This is a genomic window from Pseudomonas sp. B35(2017) (assembly GCF_002113645.1).
GTDB lineage: Bacteria > Pseudomonadota > Gammaproteobacteria > Pseudomonadales > Pseudomonadaceae > Aquipseudomonas > Aquipseudomonas ekonensis.
Genome location: NZ_NEIZ01000004.1, coordinates 372,135 through 390,902 on the forward strand (window position 1 = coordinate 372,135; position 18,768 = coordinate 390,902).

Here is an 18,768-nt window from a genome sequence, read left to right on the forward strand (position 1 = left end):
CATGGGGGCACTGCACATCTAGAAACGAAACGGGCTACCAAACCCGATCACTGGTTTTCAGTGACCCTGGAACGATAAAACCCGTGCCCTAGACGCACAAGTCGGCGGATTCTGGCTTAGGTGTAGGGGGTGGTGCAAGGTTGTGTAGGGGTGGGATTACTGCCCAGCAATCCTCTTAAACAAGAATGACTACCAGCGTTGAAATGTTCACTGATCCCATTAGAAAGCAAGAATCAAGCGAAAACTGGATCGCGGATCGCGGATCGGCAGAATTATAGATGCGCATCTACGCTCGATTTCGGATAGGCTACGCGCCATTCGCGTTACTGGAACTGAAATGTCTACCGCCCCCTCATTTGTTACTCCCCTGCGCTATCCTGGCGGAAAAGGCCGCTTAGGGGCCTGGCTAGCTCAGCTACTTAAGCACAATAGCTTGGATGGCGGACTTTACGTCGAACCCTACGCGGGGGGAGCAGGTGCAGCCATGTACCTGCTTACCAATAATCATGTTGAACGTGTTGTCATTAATGATCTCGATCCGGTGATCCACGCATTCTGGTGGGCCGTAGTTAATGACTCTGAAAAACTTATAGAGCTGATCAGGGAAACGCCTGTCACCATGGAGTCGTGGCACGCGCAGCGCGCGATTATCGAGATTTCCGATACAGTAGATCGTACCACTCTAGGCTTTGCTACTTTTTTTCTTAATCGTACGAATCGCTCAGGAATGATAAAAGGTGGAGTAATCGGAGGTATCAATCAAACAGGAAAATATCTAATTGACGCGCGATTCAAAAAGGACAGATTAATCGAACGCATAATTAAAATTTCCAACCTGAAAGATCGTATCCAACTGTTTAATATTGACGCAATGGCACTACTCACCCATTCCGATCTGGAAATTGGACAAAACTCTTTAATCTACCTCGACCCTCCATACTATGAAAAGGGTAGCCAACTATATCGCAACCATTACCAACCCAATGACCATCAGCAAATAGCAAACACGGTAATGACAATCAACACACCTTGGCTAGTCACATACGACAACTGCACTGAAATTAATGCATTATATCAACAAGCACAAGGTGTCGAATTTTCGCTTCACTACTCAACTCATATGCTAAGACCTAAGGCCACTGAAGCCATGTTCTATGGAAATATAAAGCTACACACCCCACCAACACTCAGAAGATAATTCACCAACACCCTATAATGTAGTCCTTCAACTCACTCCACATCGAATTCAAAGTTTCCCCACTTGGAAAATGAGCTGTGGAGTGAAGATATTTCTGGAGAGTACTGATAGTTAACATCCCTCCATCCTCCGCGCAATGCCGAGTCACTATATCCAAGCTATCTTGGCTTAACCTTCCGTTTGCATGCATATGCCTGGCCGAGCACTTTACTTTCTCCCTCAGAGGTGTATTGGTCTCTAGCCTCCTTATAGCTCCTTGATTATTCTCTAAATAGTTGTTTGAGCTTAACTCTAGCAAAGCCCTCAAAAGAAAAGATACAGAAATCGGAGTCCCTTTGGCGCCAGAGTGTTTTAGAGTTGCCAGTTCACGTAGAATATCTTGAACTTTTGTTTGATCTGGTGGCAAGTCCAATCCATGACCTTTCAGTGCGAACAATCTGTCACGTGTTCCTGAACGAGGTTTTGCAGAACTACCTAATTTTGCTTGACCACCAGAAACTTCGGCATCGCCAAAAATATCATCATCTGAATCAGAACTAGTTTTTTCACTGATTTCATTTGAAATCAACTGAGGTGATTGCTCATCATAATCCTCCCACTCACCAGCAACCTTCATTACTCTTATAAAATTTTCGCGCTGAGGGCGACTCTTGAGCTTAGTTACTGATGCTTCACCACTAGCCATTGCGATCAACATCGTAGCCACCGCACGATCAAAATACCCTACATCTGCAATGCGGTATACTTCGCCCTTCGACACATGACAGCCCAACTCCTTACGCACCGAAGGTGTGCTTAACATCCTAAACAATGTAGTAGTAGGTATTTGATCATATTGGGCGGGTGTAATTAGCCCCTTAGAAAGCGCATATGAAAGCAAGTTAACTGCAGGGCGGTTTGTGCTCCTGCGTCCTAGTCTGGCAAGGAAGCTATCATATTCTTTGGTTCCCCAAGAGGATACGCCCACTCCCCCGTGCTCTCCCCCGTGCCGTAACTGTATCCAGTAGGCCCCTTCTGAAAAATCTTTAAATACCGCAAACTCAACACGCAGTGGTATTTGCACCGACGCTTTTTTCTTTAGTTGTTCATATTGCTTGCGCAACTTCAAATCAGGACAAAGCTTTGGATTATTCAAAAACTTAAGCGCTGCAACTCGCCGATTACCCTCAACTACGATCCACGGTTCTTTGTCCGTTTCTCTTGAAGGCATTACCCCCATACTGTCAAAAGGGCTCAACCCCTTTGCAGCAATATCGGTCGCTAGTTTAATAACCTTCTGAGCGACAGCTCCAGAGGTCATCCACCTATAAATTTCTCGCTGAGACTGTTTTTCTCCATGCCTCGCATTCTCGGAGTCGAGCAAAATACTGTTGATGGAAATTGTTTTTCTCAAACCCATTGCTTCCCCCATCCTTGAATGACACTAAATCGAACTCGATAGAAACTTTGCAGCGAACTGAATACACCTTGTGGGTACAGGCTAGCGGCTTTGGTGGTTTTGACTCTTACCGAATCGGTACTGAGATTTGCAGCGAGGCCTGCATGAGTTAGGTCGTACGCCTCGTTTTTTTGAGTAGCCCAGTGACTATCCAGATGAGATTGGAAGCGAAGGTTTCTTATTGACAGCATCCGGTATTCCTTTACGTTTCCAATAGGAGTAGATCATGCCAGCCTTTTGGCATCAGCGACAACTGCCTCCCCCTGCTATCTGGCACCAGAGGGCGATCGGTCGCCAACTCTCCCATGAGTGCATTTCGCCCATTGTTTTCTTTGCTTACCGGAAAATTTCGGTAAGAAGACTGAGCTATTTCACTACTGCAGCTAGACGCATCTACCGCCTGTTGAGTTATCGAATGTCCCACACGGAAAGCCCATTCCAACCTTTCCTGATAAACTCCCCCACCTCCCAGCCCCACCCACTCCAGAACCGCCCATGTCCCCGATTACCGCCGCACCCGCCCCGCTCTCCCGTCGTTTTTCCGTCGCGCCGATGATGGACTGGACCGATCGTCATTGCCGGTTCTTCCTACGCCTGCTGTCGAAGAATGCCCTGCTCTACACCGAAATGGTCACCACCGGGGCGTTGCTCAACGGCGATCACGAGCGTTTCCTGCGGCACAACGAGGCGGAGCATCCGTTGGCGTTGCAGTTGGGCGGCAGTGTGCCGCTGGATCTGGCGGCGTGCGCGCGCATGGCGCAGGCGCATGGGTATGACGAGGTGAACCTGAACGTCGGTTGCCCGAGCGACAGGGTGCAGAACAACATGATCGGCGCGTGCCTGATGGGGCATCCGCAGTTGGTGGCCGATTGCGTGAAGGCGATGCGTGATGCGGTGTCGATTCCGGTGACGGTGAAGCACCGGATCGGGATCAACGGGCGGGACAGTTATGAAGAGCTGTGCGAGTTCGTCGGCACGGTGCGCGATGCCGGCTGCACCAGTTTCACGGTGCATGCGCGGATCGCGATCCTGGAGGGGCTGTCTCCGAAGGAGAACCGGGACATTCCCCCGCTGCGCTATGACGTGGCGGCGCGGTTGAAGGCGGATTTTCCGGAGCTGGAGATCATCCTCAACGGCGGGATCAAGACGATGGAGGCCTGCCACGAGCATCTGCAGACCTTCGACGGCGTGATGCTGGGCCGCGAGGCGTACCACAACCCTTACCTGCTGGCCGAGGTGGACCAACAACTGTTCGGCAGCCAGGCGCCGGTGATCAGCCGGGCCGAGGCGCTGGCGCAACTGCGGCCGTACATCGCCGAGCATCTGCTGGCCGGCGGCGCGATGCACCACATCACCCGCCACGTGCTGGGGCTGGGCACCGGGTTTCCGGGGGCGCGCAAGTTTCGTCAGTTGCTGTCGGTGGACATCCACAAGGCCAAGGATCCGCTGGCGCTGCTGGATCAGGCCGCCGGGCTGCTCGAAGGACGTTGAAAACTGTTTGGCCAGGCGGATCGCTCCGCCTGGCCAAACAGGCGTCAGGACGCCGCAGCGGTCCAGTTCACCCAGCCGAACAGCCAGGTCGCCAGGATCAGCAGCCCGAAGGCGATCCGATACCAGGCGAACGCCGCGTAGCTGTGGTTCGCAATGAACTTCAGCAGCCCGCGCACGGCGATCATCGCGAAGATGAAGGCGATCACGAAGCCCAGGGCGAACACCGGCAGGTCGACGGCCTGGAACAGCTCACGGTACTTGTAACCCGAGTACACCGCTGCACCGACCATGGTGGGCATCGCCAGAAAGAACGAGAACTCGGTGGCGGCCTTGCGCGACAGGCCGAACAGCAAGCCACCGATGATGGTCGACCCGGAGCGGGAAGTGCCCGGAATCATCGCCAGGCACTGTACGAAACCCACCTTCAGCGCGTCAGACCAACGCATGTCGTCGACATGGTCGACGCTCACCACGTGTTCCCGCCGTTCCGCCCACAGCATCACCACCCCGCCCACCACCAACGCGACGGCGACGGTGATCGGGTTAAACAAGTAGTGATGGATTTGGTCAGCAAACAGCACGCCCAGCACCACGGCCGGCAGAAAGGCGATCAGCAGGTTCGCGGTGAAACGCTGGGCATTGCGCTGGGTCGGCAGGCCTTTGACGACTTCGAAGATCTTGGGCCGGAACGCCCAGACCACGGCCAGGATCGCGCCGAGTTGAATGATGATGTTGAACGCCATGGCGCGTTCGCCGCCGAACTCCAACAGATCCGCGACAATGATCTGGTGGCCTGTGCTGGAAATGGGCAAGAACTCGGTCAGACCTTCTACAGCCCCTAGTATCAACACCTGGAATAAGGTCCAGAAATCCATTAATCCTCCGTCAGATCGCTCTTGAAGAGCACTTCGTCCATTGCATTCAGAAATTGCGTCTATGATGTTAAACAGTTCGTGTATCCATACCCGACTGTTCTACTCGGCGACGGAGAATAGGCCTTATCAAAAGACGCACTCAAGCCATGTTATTAATCGTCCGGATACGAATTCATCGAAATAAATTTAGGGCCCGGGTGGAAAAATCGGCTTTGGCCCAATAAAATGTGACCCGCCTCACATTATCCATTCACTTGAACAATGATCGATGCGCAGGCAGATAGTGGCAAAAGGGCATAAAAAACAAATCGCCACAGATACAAAATGATGGCACAATTCCACATCGCCATCATCTAACGCCCCCTCTTCCACTAGTTCACCCCTCCGAGAAAATCAACTAAAAGCTTGAAAAGCTTAGTTATTGTTAGAAAACTCGGGAGCCACGTCTAAAATCCGCGCAAATGTTACCAATTGTCAGTCACAGATGAGAAACTGTGCTTTAACATCCCGATGTCAGCACTTTTTCGAGTCAATGCATGATGCTTACAGGGAACTTGGCGACCACTAGAAGCCAACGCCGGACAAACGACGAGCCAGGTGTCCTCACCCTGGCCCGCACCCGTGGCGTGGCTGAACATTTCAGTGCGCTGGTCGCCAGGCACGTGCGGGCCGACATGGAGATCGAGGCCAACTCGTACGGCCGTTCATTTAAGCAACATGAACATTGCGGTTCGTATCGGGCCATCTTCATCGTGATCGACAGCCCCCAGGCGCTCGAAGAAAGCCTGGCGCTGGTGGAAGCGCTGCGCAGCGACAATCTCAAGCCGATCATTTGCGCCGTGCTCACCGGCCGCGGCGCCTTCAACAAGATCAAGTACTACCTGGCCGGCGCCGACTTCTGCATCAAGCTCAATACCCTCGCCGACGAAGGCGCAGAACTGCTGGCCGAGTTCTTCAACAGCGAAGAATGGCAACGGGATATCGACCTGGTGCTCGATCCCACGCGCATCTGCCTGTCCGACACCAGCAAGAAGCTGGACATCTCCTTCGCTGAAATGAAGATCCTGGAAGCGTTTGCGCAGACCGGCAATCACATACTCAGCCATGATGAAATCGCCAACATCATGGGGCTCAACACCAATTTCTACGACCCCCGGGCGCTGGAGAAGTCGATCAGCCGTCTACGTGGAAAAATCAAAGACATGTATGGTACAAACGCCATTCAGAGTATCCGTGGATACGGATACCGTCTGATGAGGGGGTTGATCTCAACCGCCTGAACCAAGGATAAGCCGTTTTTTTGCATGCATACGAAGGAGCGTCTGATGCAACCATATAAAGATCCTGGATCTCGTCGTTTCATTCATGTTTCAAATTCAATAATAAGTTGTCGATTGCATGAGCGCGGTGGCAACACCGAACCATAACAATAAAGCCCTGTTTCACGCAGCAGATCGAGTGAAGTCTATTCGAGGGCCACTTTCGAGCCCAGACCCTGCCTTATGGTTATTGCCAAGGTGGTTATTACTCGCCTGCCGAATATCTTTTAGCCAAATTTTGGCGTGCAGTTTTAGGAGAGAGACATGGAAACCAGTACCACCCTCCACCGAAAATATTTTGTCGTCGTGACACACAGCACTTCGTCGCAACGTGAACTTGAATCGATCCTGTCCAGTGAGCGGTTCAACTCGTTCGGCACGTCCCAGGCACAAATGTTCATCGAAGGTGTTGCGTCGCCCTCTTCCGCCCCCATGCTGATGGAGTTCACCTACCCGAGCGTCACAAGGAAGAATGTCGCGCGCAGTATCGAACACGACACGCAAAAGATATTGGCCACCCTCGAATCCGAGTGGCTGGCGGCCCAATCGGCCAACCCGTTCCACAGTCATCCGCCCGCGACGGCGGACACCGGCGGCATTGCCCGAACGATCGACGTCGACGCCGGCGGCTCCGAGGCCTGGCACCTGGACGACGATCATGGCGTATTGGTCAAGCAGGGTGTGGAGATCAGCCTCACCGGCCTTGAGACGGCCCTGGTACGCAAGATGCTGCACCATGAGGAGCGCGTCGTCAGCCGTGACGAATTGATCCTCAGCATCGGCCGGGAGCCTGAGCACTACCGCGGACTGGAGATGTGCCTGAGCCGCCTGCAGGACAAGTTCAAGAGCGCCAGCAACGGTGAGCGACTGTTTCGTGCCGTGCGCAACCGAGGCTACTGCCTGATTCAGGAAGTCGTCGCGTAACCACGGCTTTGAATATGTAAAACAAACGGAAACAGTGCAAAAACAAAAATAAAAAAGCACTCCTGTTTGACCTCCTCCCTTTTCCGAACGATCCCGCCTCCCACGCCTCCTACAGTATCAAACACAACATCATTTATTCACCCCTCCGCTTTTGACCTTTTCTAACGTCCGGAACTTCTTGCCACTCAATAGTTGGCACTATGCCATCTTGTTAGAACTCGTCAGACACCATCCCCGGCAATAACTTAGTCTATTCAATGACGACAGTTCGGCATATCGACGCTGTTACCTCAGGACACTGGCTCCAACAAAAACAACAAGTCTATTTAACAACTCGGTTTTCAACTGTCGAAACCTGAATGGACGTCTTTTGGGGATATCGTATGGATCTTACTCTTCGTATCAACAGAAACACCGGCCTCAAGGGACTTACCTTCTGGGGCCAATGGGCATTGGCGCAGTGCTTTATTGTTTCACTGCTGTTCATATTGGCCGAGCAGCACACCGGCAAGGTCGAGTTCTATTACCGGATGTGCACCATGCTGGCGGTGCTGGCCTCGGTGCCGGCCTACACGTTCAGCGGCGCTTACCGAAAGCGGGACAATTACCTGACCGGGCTCGGTCGCCTGCTGGCGGGCTGGTCCATGACCATGGGCGCCCTGGCGTTCATTGCGTTCGTGTGCAAGGCCGATGAGCTGTTCTCGCCGCCGGTGATCCTGGACTGGGCCGTGTACGGCTTCCTCGGCCAGGCGTTGCTGTACGCGCCGCTGCATGCGTTCTCCAAGTACTACCAGCGCACCCGCAAGAGCGAGCACAAGACCCTGATCGTCGGCACCGGCGAACTGGCCCTGGGCCTGGCGAAGAAGCTGAACCAGAGCGAAAACCTGCCGCTGGTGGGGCTGGTGAGCAACGGCACCGTTCCCGCGCTGGAAGCGGGCGCACCGCGCGTCGTCGGCGCCCAGGAGGAGTTGCTGGAGCTGATCCGCCGCCATGGCATCCGTCGCCTGTACATCACCCTGCCCCTGAGCGAAGCGGCGAAGATCGAAGCCATGTACGTCGATCTGCTGGACGCCAACGTCGACGTGGTGTGGGTGCCGGACCTGAACAGCCTGACGCTGCTCAACCACTCGGTGAAAGTCGTGGACGGCCTGCCGGCGATCTACCTGAACGAAAGCCCGCTGACCAGCCGACCGACCGCGGCGCTGAGCAAAAGCCTGGTGGAGAAAGCCGTGGCGCTGGTGGCCATCCTCCTGCTGAGCCCGGTGCTGCTGCTGATCGCGCTGGCCGTGAAGCTCAGCTCCCCGGGCCCGGTGTTCTTCAAGCAGGACCGCCACGGCTGGAACGGCAAGGTGATCCAGGTGTGGAAATTCCGCTCGATGCGCGTGCACGACGACCGTGAGGTCAAGCAGGCCAGCCGCAACGATTCGCGCATCACGGCGGTCGGCCGCTTCATCCGCCGCACCTCGCTGGATGAGTTGCCGCAGCTGTTCAACGTGCTGCAAGGGCACATGGCGCTGGTGGGCCCGCGTCCGCATGCCGTGGCGCACAACAACTACTACTCGGGCAAGATTCTCGCGTACATGGCGCGCCACCGAATCAAACCGGGCATCACCGGGCTTGCGCAGATCAGCGGCTGCCGGGGCGAGACCGACACCCTCGACAAGATGCAGAAGCGCGTGGAGATCGACCTTCAGTACATCAACAACTGGTCGTTGTGGCTGGATGTGAAGATCCTGGTGAAGACGCCGTTCACGTTGTTGTCGAAGGACATCTATTGAGGGCCGGGCAGTAGAAGGCGCAAGGGGACGAAAGTCCCCTTTTTTGTGGGTGGTGTTTTTGTGTGGAGGGTGCTTTTAGCTGCGGTGCCTGCAAGGGCGCCATCGCTGGCAGGTCGAGTCGTCGCACCGCAGCTCCCACAGGGTTCTGTGGTGTGCCGGGATGTCGCGGACAGCCGAGATCCCTGGTAGGAGCCAGCCTGCTGGCGATGGCGGTGGGTCAGGCAACAGAGATGCCGGCAGCGCCGGCCTCATCGCTTGCAGGCAAGCTCCTACAGGTTTTGTGGTGCACATCGATTCTGCGGGCACCGGAGATACCTGTGGGAGCTGGCTTGCCAGCGATGGCGGTGGGTCAGGCAATAGAGATGTTGGCTGTGCCGGCCTCATCGCTGGCAAGCCAGCTCCCACAGGGTTTTGTGGTGCGCATGGATTCTGCGGGCACCGGAGATACCTGTGGGAGCCAGCCTGCTGGCGATGGCGGTGGGTCAGTCAACAAAGATGTCGGCAGTGCCGGCCTCATCGCTTGCAGGCAAGCTCCTACAGGTTTTGTGGTGCACATGAATCCTGCGGGCACCAGAGATACCTGTGGGAGCCAGCCTGCTGGCGATGACTGTGGGTCAGGCAACAGAGATGCCGGCAATGCCGGCCTCATCGCTTGCGGGCGAGCTCCCACAGGCCTTCAGGTCACTCGGTGATCTTCTCGAAGTTGCGGTAGAACATGTCGTCGTCGCGGCTGTCGGTCATCGAGTGCAGCTGGAAGCTGCGGTTGAGCCGTGCGCCGCCGTCGCGGGTCAGGGGGGCCCAGACGAGGTTGGCGCGGCGCATGGTCGACATGCTCATCATCTCGTCGAATGGGATGGACAGGTAGATGCCCTTGTCGAAGCTACCCTCGCCGTACTCCGCCCCGCTGGCGGTGGTCATCGTCGCCCAACCGCCGAAGCGTACGCCGTTGGAGAACTCCCGCGAGATGTCGAAGGTCACGCCCCAATCGCCGGCCAGGTAGCGGCCGACGCTGATGGCAGCGAGGGTTTCGTAGGGCAAGTCGGTGTAGCCGGTGATATGGCCGGTCAGCACCGAATAGTCGCGCAGGCCGAAGCCCTGGTCGAACTCGCGCTGACGCACGTAGTTCAGGTCCGCGCCGACCGACCAGCGCTCGCCGGTCGGGCGGAACAGCACCTCGGCCCCGACCCCGGCGAACATCGATTCCAGATAGCCGCCGTAGACCATGCCGTACAGATCCTTGTCCAACTGCTCGGCGTGGCTGAGCTGGAACAGCGGCATGGTGGTGTCGGAGGTGGTCAGGTACTGGCGCAGGTCCGTGCGCACGCGCGGCAGGCCGCTGGGCGCGTCGTAGGTGAACTTGTCGAAGTTGTTCACCAGGTTTTGGCTGAGCATGCCGCTCCACCAGGTGTTGCGGGTGAAGCGGAACTCGGCGTCCGCGTCCGCGCTGAATTGGTAGAGCAAGCCGTCCGGGCCGCCGACGTTCTGCTTGAAGCCCAGGCCCATGCCGTAGCTGAAGCGCTGCAGCGGCTGGGTGTAGAGGGTCTTCTCGTTGTGCGGCATCGCCGGGTTGACCTCGGTGGTGCGGTGCAGCGACTGCAGCGGCTCTTCGTTGTTGATCACTTCGCGGAAGGTCTGCCGGGGCACGCTGGTCTCTTCCAGCGCCAAGTCGTAGCGCTTGTTGACCACGGTGAACCAGTCGATCTCGTCGTTGACGCTGTTGTCCAGGATCCGGCTCGCCCGCCCGACCGCCTTGGCCGAGTGGAAGTACCGCTGCTGCTCGCCGTAGACCAGCAGTTCGGAGCCGCGCTGGCTGATGCGCTCGACCTTGTAGCCGGCGTTCTGTTGCAGGCGCTGGGACACGTCGGCCCAGTCGACCTGCTCCATCGGCTTGACCGGCGCCTTGGCCGGCAGCGGCTCGGCCGGCGGGTCGAAGGTCTTGGCCGGGGCCTTGCGGCTGACGAAGTTGGTGTGGAAGGTGATGCCGAACATCGCCGTGTTGCCCCGCTCCCACGCCGCGCTGACGTCGACCGAGTCCGTGACCTTGAACACCGCGCCGAGGTTAATCGGCGAATCCTGCTTGATCACGTTGTCCTTGGGTTCGTGCTTGTAGTCGTTGCCTTCGTATTCGAGCTTCAGGCTGAGCCGGTCCCAGGGCGTCTGGTAGCTGACGCCGCCGAAGAACGAAGGGCTGCCGCGAAAGTACGAGCCGGCGTTGACGTCACCGGTGCCTTCCATGGCCGGCCGGGTCTTGAACCGGTCGCCCAGCACGCTGAACGGGTTGTCGATGTCGCCGCGGTTGCCGATGTAGCCCCAGGCGAGGCCGGCGCTGAAATCGAAGTTGTCGAAACGCTTGTTGGCCACCACGAATTCACTGGCGAACAGGCCCGTACCGCCGACGTCCCGGAAGCCCAGGGCCACTTCGGGCGCCCAGTGGGTTTCCTCCCACAGGCGGGCCTTCACGTCGACCGCCTTGTCCTTGTAACTCTGGTCACCGCTCATCGACGACGGGCCGTAGGGCCGGTTGGTGATGGCGGTGTAGCGGAACGAGCCTTCCAGCCAGTCCAGCGGCTGCAGCGACACGCTGTAGCGGCTGTAGGGGCTGGTGCGGTTGGCGTTCACGCTCAATTCGCCGGCGGGCGACATGCGAGCGGTCGGGGTCTGCAACAGGCCCGCGCCGCCGAAATCGTTCTGGGTGATGCGCGGCTCGGCCTGGGCCAACCCGCACGGCAATAGCAACACGGCTGCAAAACGTAACTTCAACGAACCACCTCAGCCAACTGCGTGGCAATGAACTCGGCCAACTGCTGATTCAGTTCAGGAATGGGCGGATCCAGGTCGTCATTCTTCAACGGCACCAGGATCCGGCTGCCCGCCACCGGCAAGTGCCCGCTCTCGCGGTTCCAGTGCGCGATGCCGATCCGCCGCACCGCGCCGTCCGGCTGGATCAGCCACAGGTAATCGGCGTCCGCGTCGTCTTCGAGCAGCGCGCAGCCTTGCAGGTAGTCACTGGCCTCCTGCAACGGCTGATAGGGCAAGCGGCACGGCTCGGCGACGGCGCCCAGCACCTCGACCTCATCGACCCGCGCCGGGTAGATCAGCCGGTCGCCGTCGTCCAGCCGCAGGTTGAGGGCGAAGCCGACTTCCAGCGCCACCGGATCCAGGTTCGCGACCTGACGCCCGGTGACCGGCATCTGCCGCACTGCCTCGGCCGTGCGCAGCGCCAGCGCTTCGCGGCTCGGGCGGTCGAACAGCACGGCCATGCGCCGCAGCACGTCCAGGTCGAACAGCACCCCGGCCTTGAGCCGGGTCTGCTGCTCCAGCAAGGACTGACGCAGCAGCACCCCCGCCAGCCAGTAGCCTTCGGCGTTGGGCACCGCGACGCTGATCACGTCGGTCAAACGCCCGCCCGCCGGCAACTCCACCGGCCCCGGGTTGGCCACATCGCCGGACACCAGCACCGCCGCCTGCCCTGCCCCTGCCGCCAGCAGCAGGCCGGCGGACAACATCCTCAGCCGCTTCATGGCACATGCCTGCGGTCAGGGGTCAGGTGCACGATCTTCACCCGCAACTGAGAGGTCAGTTGCTGCTCGCTCTGCACGATGAAGCCGTCCTTGGGATCGACCCAATAGCGGTTGGTCGCGCGCAGGCCGATGGCCGGGACGTCGATCCGCTCGTCGATGCGCAGCACGGCGTATGCCTTGTCGAGGATGTCGAGGGTTTCCATGGATTTGCGTGCGAAGCGGCTGTTGACCTGCAGCCCGACTTCCTGGCCCTTGTAGAGGTCGATCCAGCGTTGGCTGGTGTAGCCGTCGGCGACGTGCTGAAGGCCTTGTTTAAAAGGCGCGGCGTCTGACAGCCGCGTGCCGTCCAGATCGCCTTCCAGGCCCAGGCCGATGCTGCGCACCGCCAGGCCGTCGCGCATCAGCAGCACCTGCTTGCCGGAAGCGACCCAGAACTGCAGGTCGCCGCGCTCACGCACCAGCGCCAGCACACCGGAGCCGGAAGGCGTGGTCAGCTTGAGTTGCGGATAGCGCACCTCGGCCACCTGGGCCGCCGTCACGTCCAGCTCATCCGGGCCGATGGCCGCCGACTTGAGGTTGGTCAACGAAGCGACCATCAACGGGTTGCAGCCGCACAGCCACAGGACCGCGCTCAGGCCAATGCCTGCTTTCAACGTATTCACTGTCGGGCCCGGCCTTATTTGCTGTTGTTGCTGTATTCGCTCCAGTTCTTCGCAGCGGAAGCGCCCGTACCGACAATCGACGCCGATGGCACCAATTGACTGATGAGACGGTTCCAGCGAGTCACGTTGGCAGGCCCGACATAGACGACATCCTGGGGACGCACCTCGAAGTGCGTGGCCAGCACCATGGCGGTGGGCGATTCGGCTTCGAGCTGGTAGATCTTCGCCGGCTCGACATCGAGGTTCTCGACCCCGCGGATGACGTACACGGCGTTGCCGTTGGCGGTGGTCTGGCTCAGTCCGCCGACCGAGCCGAGCACGTCGGAGAGGTTCATGGTGGCGGTCTTGAAGCTCAGCGCACGGGGCTGGTTGACCTCGCCCATGACGTAGATGCGCTTGTTGTCGTTGTACGGCAGGTACAGCTGATCGCCGCCCCGCAGGTAAACGTTCTGCAGCTCGGAGTCCTGCTGGTTGAGGCTGTCGAGATTCAGCGGGTACACCCGCCCGTTGCGCGTCAGCAGCAGGCCGGACAAGTCCGCGTTGTTGGTGTCGATGCCGGCCGAGCCCAGGGCTTCGACCACGCTCAGCGGGTTGGTGGAAATGGCTTGCGGACCGGCCTTGGCGACGGCGCCGGACACCACGACCTTTTGGCTGGCGAAACGCAGCACGGCGACATCCACCTGCGGCTCGGCGATGAACGCCGACAGGCGCTGCTCGATGTCCGAGCGCAGTTGCTGGATGGTGCGGCCGGCCGCCTGCACTTCCTTGATGAACGGGTAATAGAGCGTGCCGTCGGAGCGCACCAGTCGGCCGTTGGCGTCGATCTGTTGCTGCGCGCCGGACGGGGCCGTCAGTTCGGGGTGATCCCACACGGTGATGTAGAGCACGTCGTTGCGGCCGATGCGGTACTCGGCCGGCGCCTCCAGCAACTCGGGCGGCAGCGTTTCGCGCTTCTGGGTGGCCCGGTTCATGGAGATCAGCTTGGGGGTGATCGGGATCAGTTCGACCCGGCTGCTTTCGCTGGCGCCCTGGCGGGTGATGCCGAAGGTGTTCAGGTGCTGGCCGGGGGAAAACATGCAACCTTGCAGAGCGAGACTTGCCAACATTAAAAGATAAACACTACGAGTCATAATGGCACTACGCTATTCAAGGGCGAATCCAAAAACAAAGTCACCCGACTTGCGTCGGGCGACCTTGTACTGCACCAACAGTTGTTACCGTTAGTTGTGCGTGCCGGTTGTACCCGTCGTACCTGTGGTACCGGTTGTACCGCCGTTCGCACTTCCTCCGCTGTTGGATGCCGCTACGGCACTGGCAACCATTGCGGTACTGGCGGCGGGCGCTTGGGAAGCCGCCACGTTGCCCGACACATTGGTCACCGCCGTGAGCGGCGCTTCGGCTGCAATGGCCAAGTTGCCGAACAACGACAACAAGGCGATCGCCATCACTTTTTTCATACCCACTCCTTTCCGGCATTCGACTTTAATAACATCAGGCCGTCCGCTGGATGTTAGGGATCACGTCGCAAACTGCGCGAACATGAGCCGTCGTTCATTCACAATCAATCCCGACTTATAAATGTCGAACGGCACGTTTATATCTACGGACTTGAACCGGGCAATTCCAGCGTAATTTCCCGACGTTATCTAACAGCCTGACCGAAACTAACATCGGTCCAAATTGACATCATCCGCGGTAGCCCTGCGGGTGGCTCGATTGCCAGCGCCAGGTGTCGGTCACCATGTCCTGCAGGCTGCGTGTGGCTTTCCAGCCCAGTTCCGCGGCGGCCTTGGAGGGGTCGGCCCAGCTCTCGGCCACGTCTCCGGAGCGGCGCGGCATGACCTTGTACGGCACCGGCTGGCCGCAGGCCTGCTCGAAGGCCTGGAGCACCTGCAACACGCTGTAGCCGTCGCCGGTGCCCAGGTTCCAGGTGTGGATGCCGGTGCGGCCGGCGATGGTTTCCAGGGCCTTCAGGTGCCCGTCGGCCAGATCCACGACGTGGATGTAGTCGCGCACGCCAGTGCCGTCGGCCGTGGGGTAGTCGTTGCCGAAGATAGACAATTCCTGAAGGCTGCCGACGGCCACCTGGCTGATGTACGGCACCAGGTTGTTGGGGATGCCGTTGGGGTCTTCGCCCATCCGGCCGCTGTGGTGCGCGCCGATGGGGTTGAAGTAGCGCAGCAGGGCGATGCTCCAGCGCGGCTCGGCCTGGCACAGGTCACGCAGCACGTTCTCCACGATCAGCTTGGACTGGCCGTAGGGGCTGGTGGGCTGGCCGGTGGGGAAGTCCTCGCGGATCGGCATCCGCTCCGGCGCGCCGTACACCGTGGCCGAGGAGCTGAACACCAGGCGGAACACCCCGGCCGCCGCCATCGCCTGGCACAGCGTCACGCTGCCGCCGACGTTGTTCTCGTAGTATTCCAGCGGCTTGCGCACGCTCTCGCCCACGGCCTTGAGCCCGGCGAAGTGCAGCACCGCGTCGATCGCGTGTTCCCGGAAGATCCGGTCCAGCAGCGCCCTGTCGCAGACATCGCCGCGGATCATCTGCGCACTTCTGCCGCAGATGGCCTCCACCGCGTGCAGGGCCGCATCGCTGCTGTTGCAGAGATTGTCCAGGACAACAACTTCATAGCCTGCCTCAAGCAGCGCAAGTGTGGTGTGCGAGCCGATATAGCCGGCGCCACCGGTTACCAGAATCTTCATAGCGCGGTCCTTAGTCGGGAAACTTCCCAGTAGCGCGTCAAGCCTGGCCTGTTGAATATGTGTCGCAATTCACACAAACTAGGCCGACAACAACCTTAAACAAAACAAGTTCAACGACTGGCGAAAAATATTTTTCCAGCCCAAACTGTATTGCCTGCTACTTATTAACATCACCGCACTCTTGCCACTATCGGCAGATACCGACTAAAAATAACCAACAACAATAAGGCCGACATCTAATAACATTGTCGCCTTCCGCGCACATTGCCATTTGCCATCAATTACCTGACTCGGGTATTAAAGTAAGCGTTCAATCAACATTGAAACTTGCAACCTTTCGTTATTGCACGCCATTGGCTGTGCGCCATGAATGTCCAGGATATTTCTATGATTCGTAAATGCTTGTTCCCCGCGGCCGGCTATGGCACGCGTTTCTTGCCGGCCACCAAAGCCATGCCCAAGGAAATGCTGCCGATCGTCAACAAACCGTTGATCGAATACGCCGTCGAAGAAGCCCGGGACGCCGGCCTGCAACACATGGCGATCGTCACCGGACGGGGCAAGCGCGCGCTGGAAGACCACTTCGACATCAGCTATGAACTCGAACACCAGATCCGCGGCACCGACAAGGAGAAGTTCCTGGCCGGCACCCGCGAGCTGATCGACACCTGCACCTTCTCCTACACCCGTCAGGTGGAGATGAAAGGCCTGGGCCACGCGATCCTCAGCGGCCGTCCGCTGATCGGCGACGAACCCTTCGCCGTGGTGCTGGCCGACGACCTGTGCCTGAACCTGGAAGGCGACGGCGTACTCGCCCAGATGATCCAGCTGTACAAGCGCTTCCGCTGCTCCATCGTGGCCATCCAGGAAGTGCCCCGCGACCAGACCCACAAGTACGGCGTGATCGCCGGCGAGCCGATCAGCGACGGCCTCTACCGGGTCGACAACATGGTGGAGAAACCCGCCCCGCAGGACGCCCCGTCCAACCTGGCGATCATCGGCCGCTACATCCTCACCCCGGACATCTTCGACCTGATCGCCGACACCCAACCGGGCAAGGGCGGGGAAATCCAGATCACCGACGCGCTGATGAAACAGGCGCAGAACGGCTGCGTGCTGGCCTACAAGTTCAAGGGCCTGCGCTTCGACTGCGGCGACGCCGAGGGTTACCTCCAGGCGACCAACTTCTGCTACGACAACGTCTACCTGAAGGGGCGCTGAGCCCCGCACCGGCGCACCCGTAACGTCCACCCCTCATTCAGGCAAACCCCTATGAACATTGCACAACACGCGGCGGACCTCGAACGGTCGGTGGACAACCTCGGCGTGATGAGTTGGTTGTCCCGCCATCAGCCGCTGCCCAGCGCCAACGAGTCTTGGCTGGGCACGATCTTGCTGGTGGAGCGCATCGGCATGTTTCCCTCGTCCGGCGACATCCGCCGGCCGCTGGGCGATCCCTATCCCCTGCTGGCCCACCTGAAACGGCTGTATGCTGAACAGGCGCTGGAAATCGACGACCGCGACGGCCTGAAGGTGATCTTCAGCGACTGGCGGTTCCGGGTGCGCCTGTGCTGCAACGAGCCGGCGGTCATCGTCACGGTGGAAACCCGCTGCGACACGCACGGGATGCCGCGCAGGACCGCCGAGCTGCTCGGCCATCTGGACGCCTTCGAACGCGCCCCAGGCTGAACGCCTAGCGCTGAACGTCGCCGCAGCGATCCTGGGGCGACACCGCTTCACGGCCGCCGACCATCAGGCGATGGAAAAACCCGGCGATCACCTTCCCTCCCGTGGCCGGGTCCGGATGAATCCTGTCCGGCCCGATCATCGGCATCGGCCCGCCGGCCGCATAGCGCCTGACGTCGGCGCCGAATGCACACTGCATGTCGGCGTAGCCCAGGTGGGCCTCTCGGGCCCAGGGCTGCAGCACCTGCGCATACGCCGACATCGGGTAGGCGCTGGAGCGCGAGGTGTCCTGGCGCAGGATCAGGTTGATGCTCGCCGTCGGCTGGATCTCGCGCAGCATCGCCACCAGGCCTTGGATGTTCTTCAGGTACTGCGCGGGCTTGACCCCGAAGCCCTGATCGTTGCCGCCGAGCATGATCAGGTAGATGTCCGCCGGGATCTTCGCCACCGCCGCTTTCCACTGCGCCTGCCAACCGGCATCGTCATGGTAGAAGTCCGCCGAGGCCGCGCCGGACGCCGCCAGCTTCGACACCCGCACACCACGTTGGCCATTGCTCATCCACACGCCGAACAGCGTCGGCGCACCGCTCGCCACCTCCAGCCGCAACGCCCAGTCCGGCGCCGCCGGCGGATCCGCCAACGGCGCTTCGCGGACGCCTTCGCCGTCGAGCCTCAGCGGGTGCCAGGCCTGAGAAGGCGCCCAGCGGTAACGCACGTCGCTGGGTTCGCCGGTGCCGAGGTAAAGCAGTTTCGCCTCCGTGACCGTCGTGTCGATGGCCGCCGAAGGATGGGCATCGATCTGCAGCCATGCGCCCGGGCGCCCGGTGACGGTGCGGCTGTCGGGGCTGGCCTGGCCGAGGCCGGACACCTGCCAGCCGCCACCGAAGTGTTTTTCGCTGCTGCGGGTGTACTTGAAATGCGTGCCGCCGAGGGCCGCGCCGTGGTTGAAGCCAATGTAGCCGGGGCCTGCGAACCCCGCTTCCGACGCCAGCCGCTGCACCAAGCGGTTCAGATAGAAATCCTGCCCGGCGCTGTAGCTGTCGCCGATCACCGAGATAGACAGCACCGGCCCCGCCTTCCCTTCGCGCCACTGGCCGAATCGCTCGCGGGCGTCGCCGACCTGAACCACCGAGGCCGCGACCGGGCTGACGTCATCGACTGCGAACATGGCGC

16 protein-coding genes are annotated in these 18,768 nt (G+C 59.4%); 7 read left to right on the forward strand and 9 right to left on the reverse strand.

Annotated features, from left to right (window positions below; genetic code table 11):
* Positions 1 to 337: 337 nt before the first annotated feature.
* Entirely contained in the window at positions 338 to 1,198 is an 861-nt protein-coding gene (locus CAG41_RS10730) for a DNA adenine methylase (protein WP_085706978.1), read from the forward strand.
* A 1-nt stretch (position 1,199) separates the two neighbouring features.
* Here CAG41_RS10730 and CAG41_RS28280 read toward each other — a convergent pair whose 3' ends face one another.
* Positions 1,200 to 2,597 (reverse strand): hypothetical protein, encoded by a 1,398-nt coding sequence (locus CAG41_RS28280; protein ID WP_139834966.1) that lies wholly within the window; start codon positions 2,595 to 2,597, stop codon positions 1,200 to 1,202.
* Positions 2,598 to 3,131: 534 nt separating this feature from the next.
* On the opposite strand from CAG41_RS28280, the gene dusA reads away from it, so the two are divergent.
* A complete protein-coding gene (dusA, locus tag CAG41_RS10735) occupies positions 3,132 to 4,127 on the forward strand; it encodes a tRNA dihydrouridine(20/20a) synthase DusA (protein ID WP_085640712.1) in 996 nt (331 codons plus the stop codon).
* 44 nt (positions 4,128 to 4,171) lie between these two features.
* Here dusA and CAG41_RS10740 read toward each other — a convergent pair whose 3' ends face one another.
* A complete protein-coding gene (locus CAG41_RS10740) occupies positions 4,172 to 5,002 on the reverse strand; it encodes an undecaprenyl-diphosphate phosphatase (RefSeq protein WP_085706979.1) in 831 nt (276 codons plus the stop codon).
* A gap of 536 nt (positions 5,003 to 5,538) precedes the next feature.
* Between CAG41_RS10740 and CAG41_RS10745 the strand changes: the two genes are divergently transcribed.
* The 3 genes from CAG41_RS10745 to CAG41_RS10755 all read left to right on the forward strand — a co-directional run bounded on the left by CAG41_RS10745 (position 5,539) and on the right by CAG41_RS10755 (position 9,023).
* Positions 5,539 to 6,282, forward strand: coding sequence for a winged helix-turn-helix domain-containing protein (locus CAG41_RS10745; protein WP_085584463.1), 744 nt, complete (start codon positions 5,539 to 5,541; stop codon positions 6,280 to 6,282).
* Positions 6,283 to 6,585: 303 nt separating this feature from the next.
* Complete coding sequence (locus CAG41_RS10750) at positions 6,586 to 7,245, forward strand: helix-turn-helix domain-containing protein (RefSeq protein WP_085584465.1); 660 nt, start codon at positions 6,586 to 6,588, stop codon at positions 7,243 to 7,245.
* A 383-nt stretch (positions 7,246 to 7,628) separates the two neighbouring features.
* Positions 7,629 to 9,023 (forward strand): undecaprenyl-phosphate glucose phosphotransferase, encoded by a 1,395-nt coding sequence (locus tag CAG41_RS10755; protein ID WP_085584467.1) that lies wholly within the window; start codon positions 7,629 to 7,631, stop codon positions 9,021 to 9,023.
* Between the two features lie 681 nt (positions 9,024 to 9,704).
* Here the strand turns inward: CAG41_RS10755 and CAG41_RS10760 are convergent.
* The 6 genes from CAG41_RS10760 to galE form a co-directional block, all read right to left on the reverse strand.
* Positions 9,705 to 11,783: a YjbH domain-containing protein gene (locus tag CAG41_RS10760; RefSeq protein WP_085584469.1), complete on the reverse strand. Its 2,079-nt coding sequence runs from the start codon at positions 11,781 to 11,783 to the stop codon at positions 9,705 to 9,707.
* Positions 11,780 to 12,544, reverse strand: coding sequence for a capsule biosynthesis GfcC family protein (locus CAG41_RS10765; protein WP_085656917.1), 765 nt, complete (start codon positions 12,542 to 12,544; stop codon positions 11,780 to 11,782). The genes CAG41_RS10760 and CAG41_RS10765 overlap by 4 nt, the downstream gene beginning before the upstream one ends.
* Positions 12,541 to 13,206, reverse strand: a complete 666-nt coding sequence (locus CAG41_RS10770) for a YjbF family lipoprotein (RefSeq protein ID WP_085584474.1) — start codon at positions 13,204 to 13,206, stop codon at positions 12,541 to 12,543. Before CAG41_RS10770 ends, CAG41_RS10765 begins: the two co-directional genes overlap by 4 nt.
* A gap of 14 nt (positions 13,207 to 13,220) precedes the next feature.
* Positions 13,221 to 14,282, reverse strand: a complete 1,062-nt coding sequence (locus CAG41_RS10775; RefSeq protein WP_085584476.1) for a polysaccharide biosynthesis/export family protein — start codon at positions 14,280 to 14,282, stop codon at positions 13,221 to 13,223.
* 144 nt (positions 14,283 to 14,426) lie between these two features.
* A complete protein-coding gene (locus CAG41_RS10780) occupies positions 14,427 to 14,663 on the reverse strand; it encodes a hypothetical protein (protein ID WP_085584478.1) in 237 nt (78 codons plus the stop codon).
* A 229-nt stretch (positions 14,664 to 14,892) separates the two neighbouring features.
* Positions 14,893 to 15,909, reverse strand: a complete 1,017-nt coding sequence (gene galE / locus CAG41_RS10785; protein WP_085584480.1) for a UDP-glucose 4-epimerase GalE — start codon at positions 15,907 to 15,909, stop codon at positions 14,893 to 14,895.
* Between the two features lie 387 nt (positions 15,910 to 16,296).
* On the opposite strand from galE, the gene galU reads away from it, so the two are divergent.
* Both galU and CAG41_RS10795 read left to right on the forward strand, forming a co-directional pair.
* Positions 16,297 to 17,130, forward strand: coding sequence for a UTP--glucose-1-phosphate uridylyltransferase GalU (gene galU / locus CAG41_RS10790; protein ID WP_085640704.1), 834 nt, complete (start codon positions 16,297 to 16,299; stop codon positions 17,128 to 17,130).
* A gap of 51 nt (positions 17,131 to 17,181) precedes the next feature.
* A complete protein-coding gene (locus CAG41_RS10795; protein WP_085630776.1) occupies positions 17,182 to 17,598 on the forward strand; it encodes a mannose-1-phosphate guanylyltransferase in 417 nt (138 codons plus the stop codon).
* A gap of 4 nt (positions 17,599 to 17,602) precedes the next feature.
* Here the strand turns inward: CAG41_RS10795 and CAG41_RS10800 are convergent, their stop codons facing one another.
* Complete coding sequence (locus tag CAG41_RS10800; RefSeq protein WP_085706980.1) at positions 17,603 to 18,763, reverse strand: SGNH/GDSL hydrolase family protein; 1,161 nt, start codon at positions 18,761 to 18,763, stop codon at positions 17,603 to 17,605.
* Positions 18,764 to 18,768: the final 5 nt, after the last annotated feature.

Coding starts and splice junctions, on each gene's coding strand:
- CAG41_RS10730 (WP_085706978.1), top strand. CDS start 338: ATGTCTACCGCCCCCTCATTTGTTACTCCCCTGCGCTATCCTGGCGGA.
- CAG41_RS10775 (WP_085584476.1), bottom strand. CDS start 14,282: ATGTTTTCCCCCGGCCAGCACCTGAACACCTTCGGCATCACCCGCCAG.
- CAG41_RS10750 (WP_085584465.1), top strand. CDS start 6,586: ATGGAAACCAGTACCACCCTCCACCGAAAATATTTTGTCGTCGTGACA.
- galE (WP_085584480.1), bottom strand. CDS start 15,909: ATGAAGATTCTGGTAACCGGTGGCGCCGGCTATATCGGCTCGCACACC.
- CAG41_RS10755 (WP_085584467.1), top strand. CDS start 7,629: ATGGATCTTACTCTTCGTATCAACAGAAACACCGGCCTCAAGGGACTT.
- CAG41_RS10800 (WP_085706980.1), bottom strand. CDS start 18,763: ATGTTCGCAGTCGATGACGTCAGCCCGGTCGCGGCCTCGGTGGTTCAG.
- CAG41_RS10740 (WP_085706979.1), bottom strand. CDS start 5,002: ATGGATTTCTGGACCTTATTCCAGGTGTTGATACTAGGGGCTGTAGAA.
- galU (WP_085640704.1), top strand. CDS start 16,297: ATGATTCGTAAATGCTTGTTCCCCGCGGCCGGCTATGGCACGCGTTTC.
- CAG41_RS28280 (WP_139834966.1), bottom strand. CDS start 2,597: ATGGGTTTGAGAAAAACAATTTCCATCAACAGTATTTTGCTCGACTCC.
- CAG41_RS10745 (WP_085584463.1), top strand. CDS start 5,539: ATGATGCTTACAGGGAACTTGGCGACCACTAGAAGCCAACGCCGGACA.
- CAG41_RS10765 (WP_085656917.1), bottom strand. CDS start 12,544: ATGAAGCGGCTGAGGATGTTGTCCGCCGGCCTGCTGCTGGCGGCAGGG.
- CAG41_RS10780 (WP_085584478.1), bottom strand. CDS start 14,663: ATGAAAAAAGTGATGGCGATCGCCTTGTTGTCGTTGTTCGGCAACTTG.
- dusA (WP_085640712.1), top strand. CDS start 3,132: ATGTCCCCGATTACCGCCGCACCCGCCCCGCTCTCCCGTCGTTTTTCC.
- CAG41_RS10795 (WP_085630776.1), top strand. CDS start 17,182: ATGAACATTGCACAACACGCGGCGGACCTCGAACGGTCGGTGGACAAC.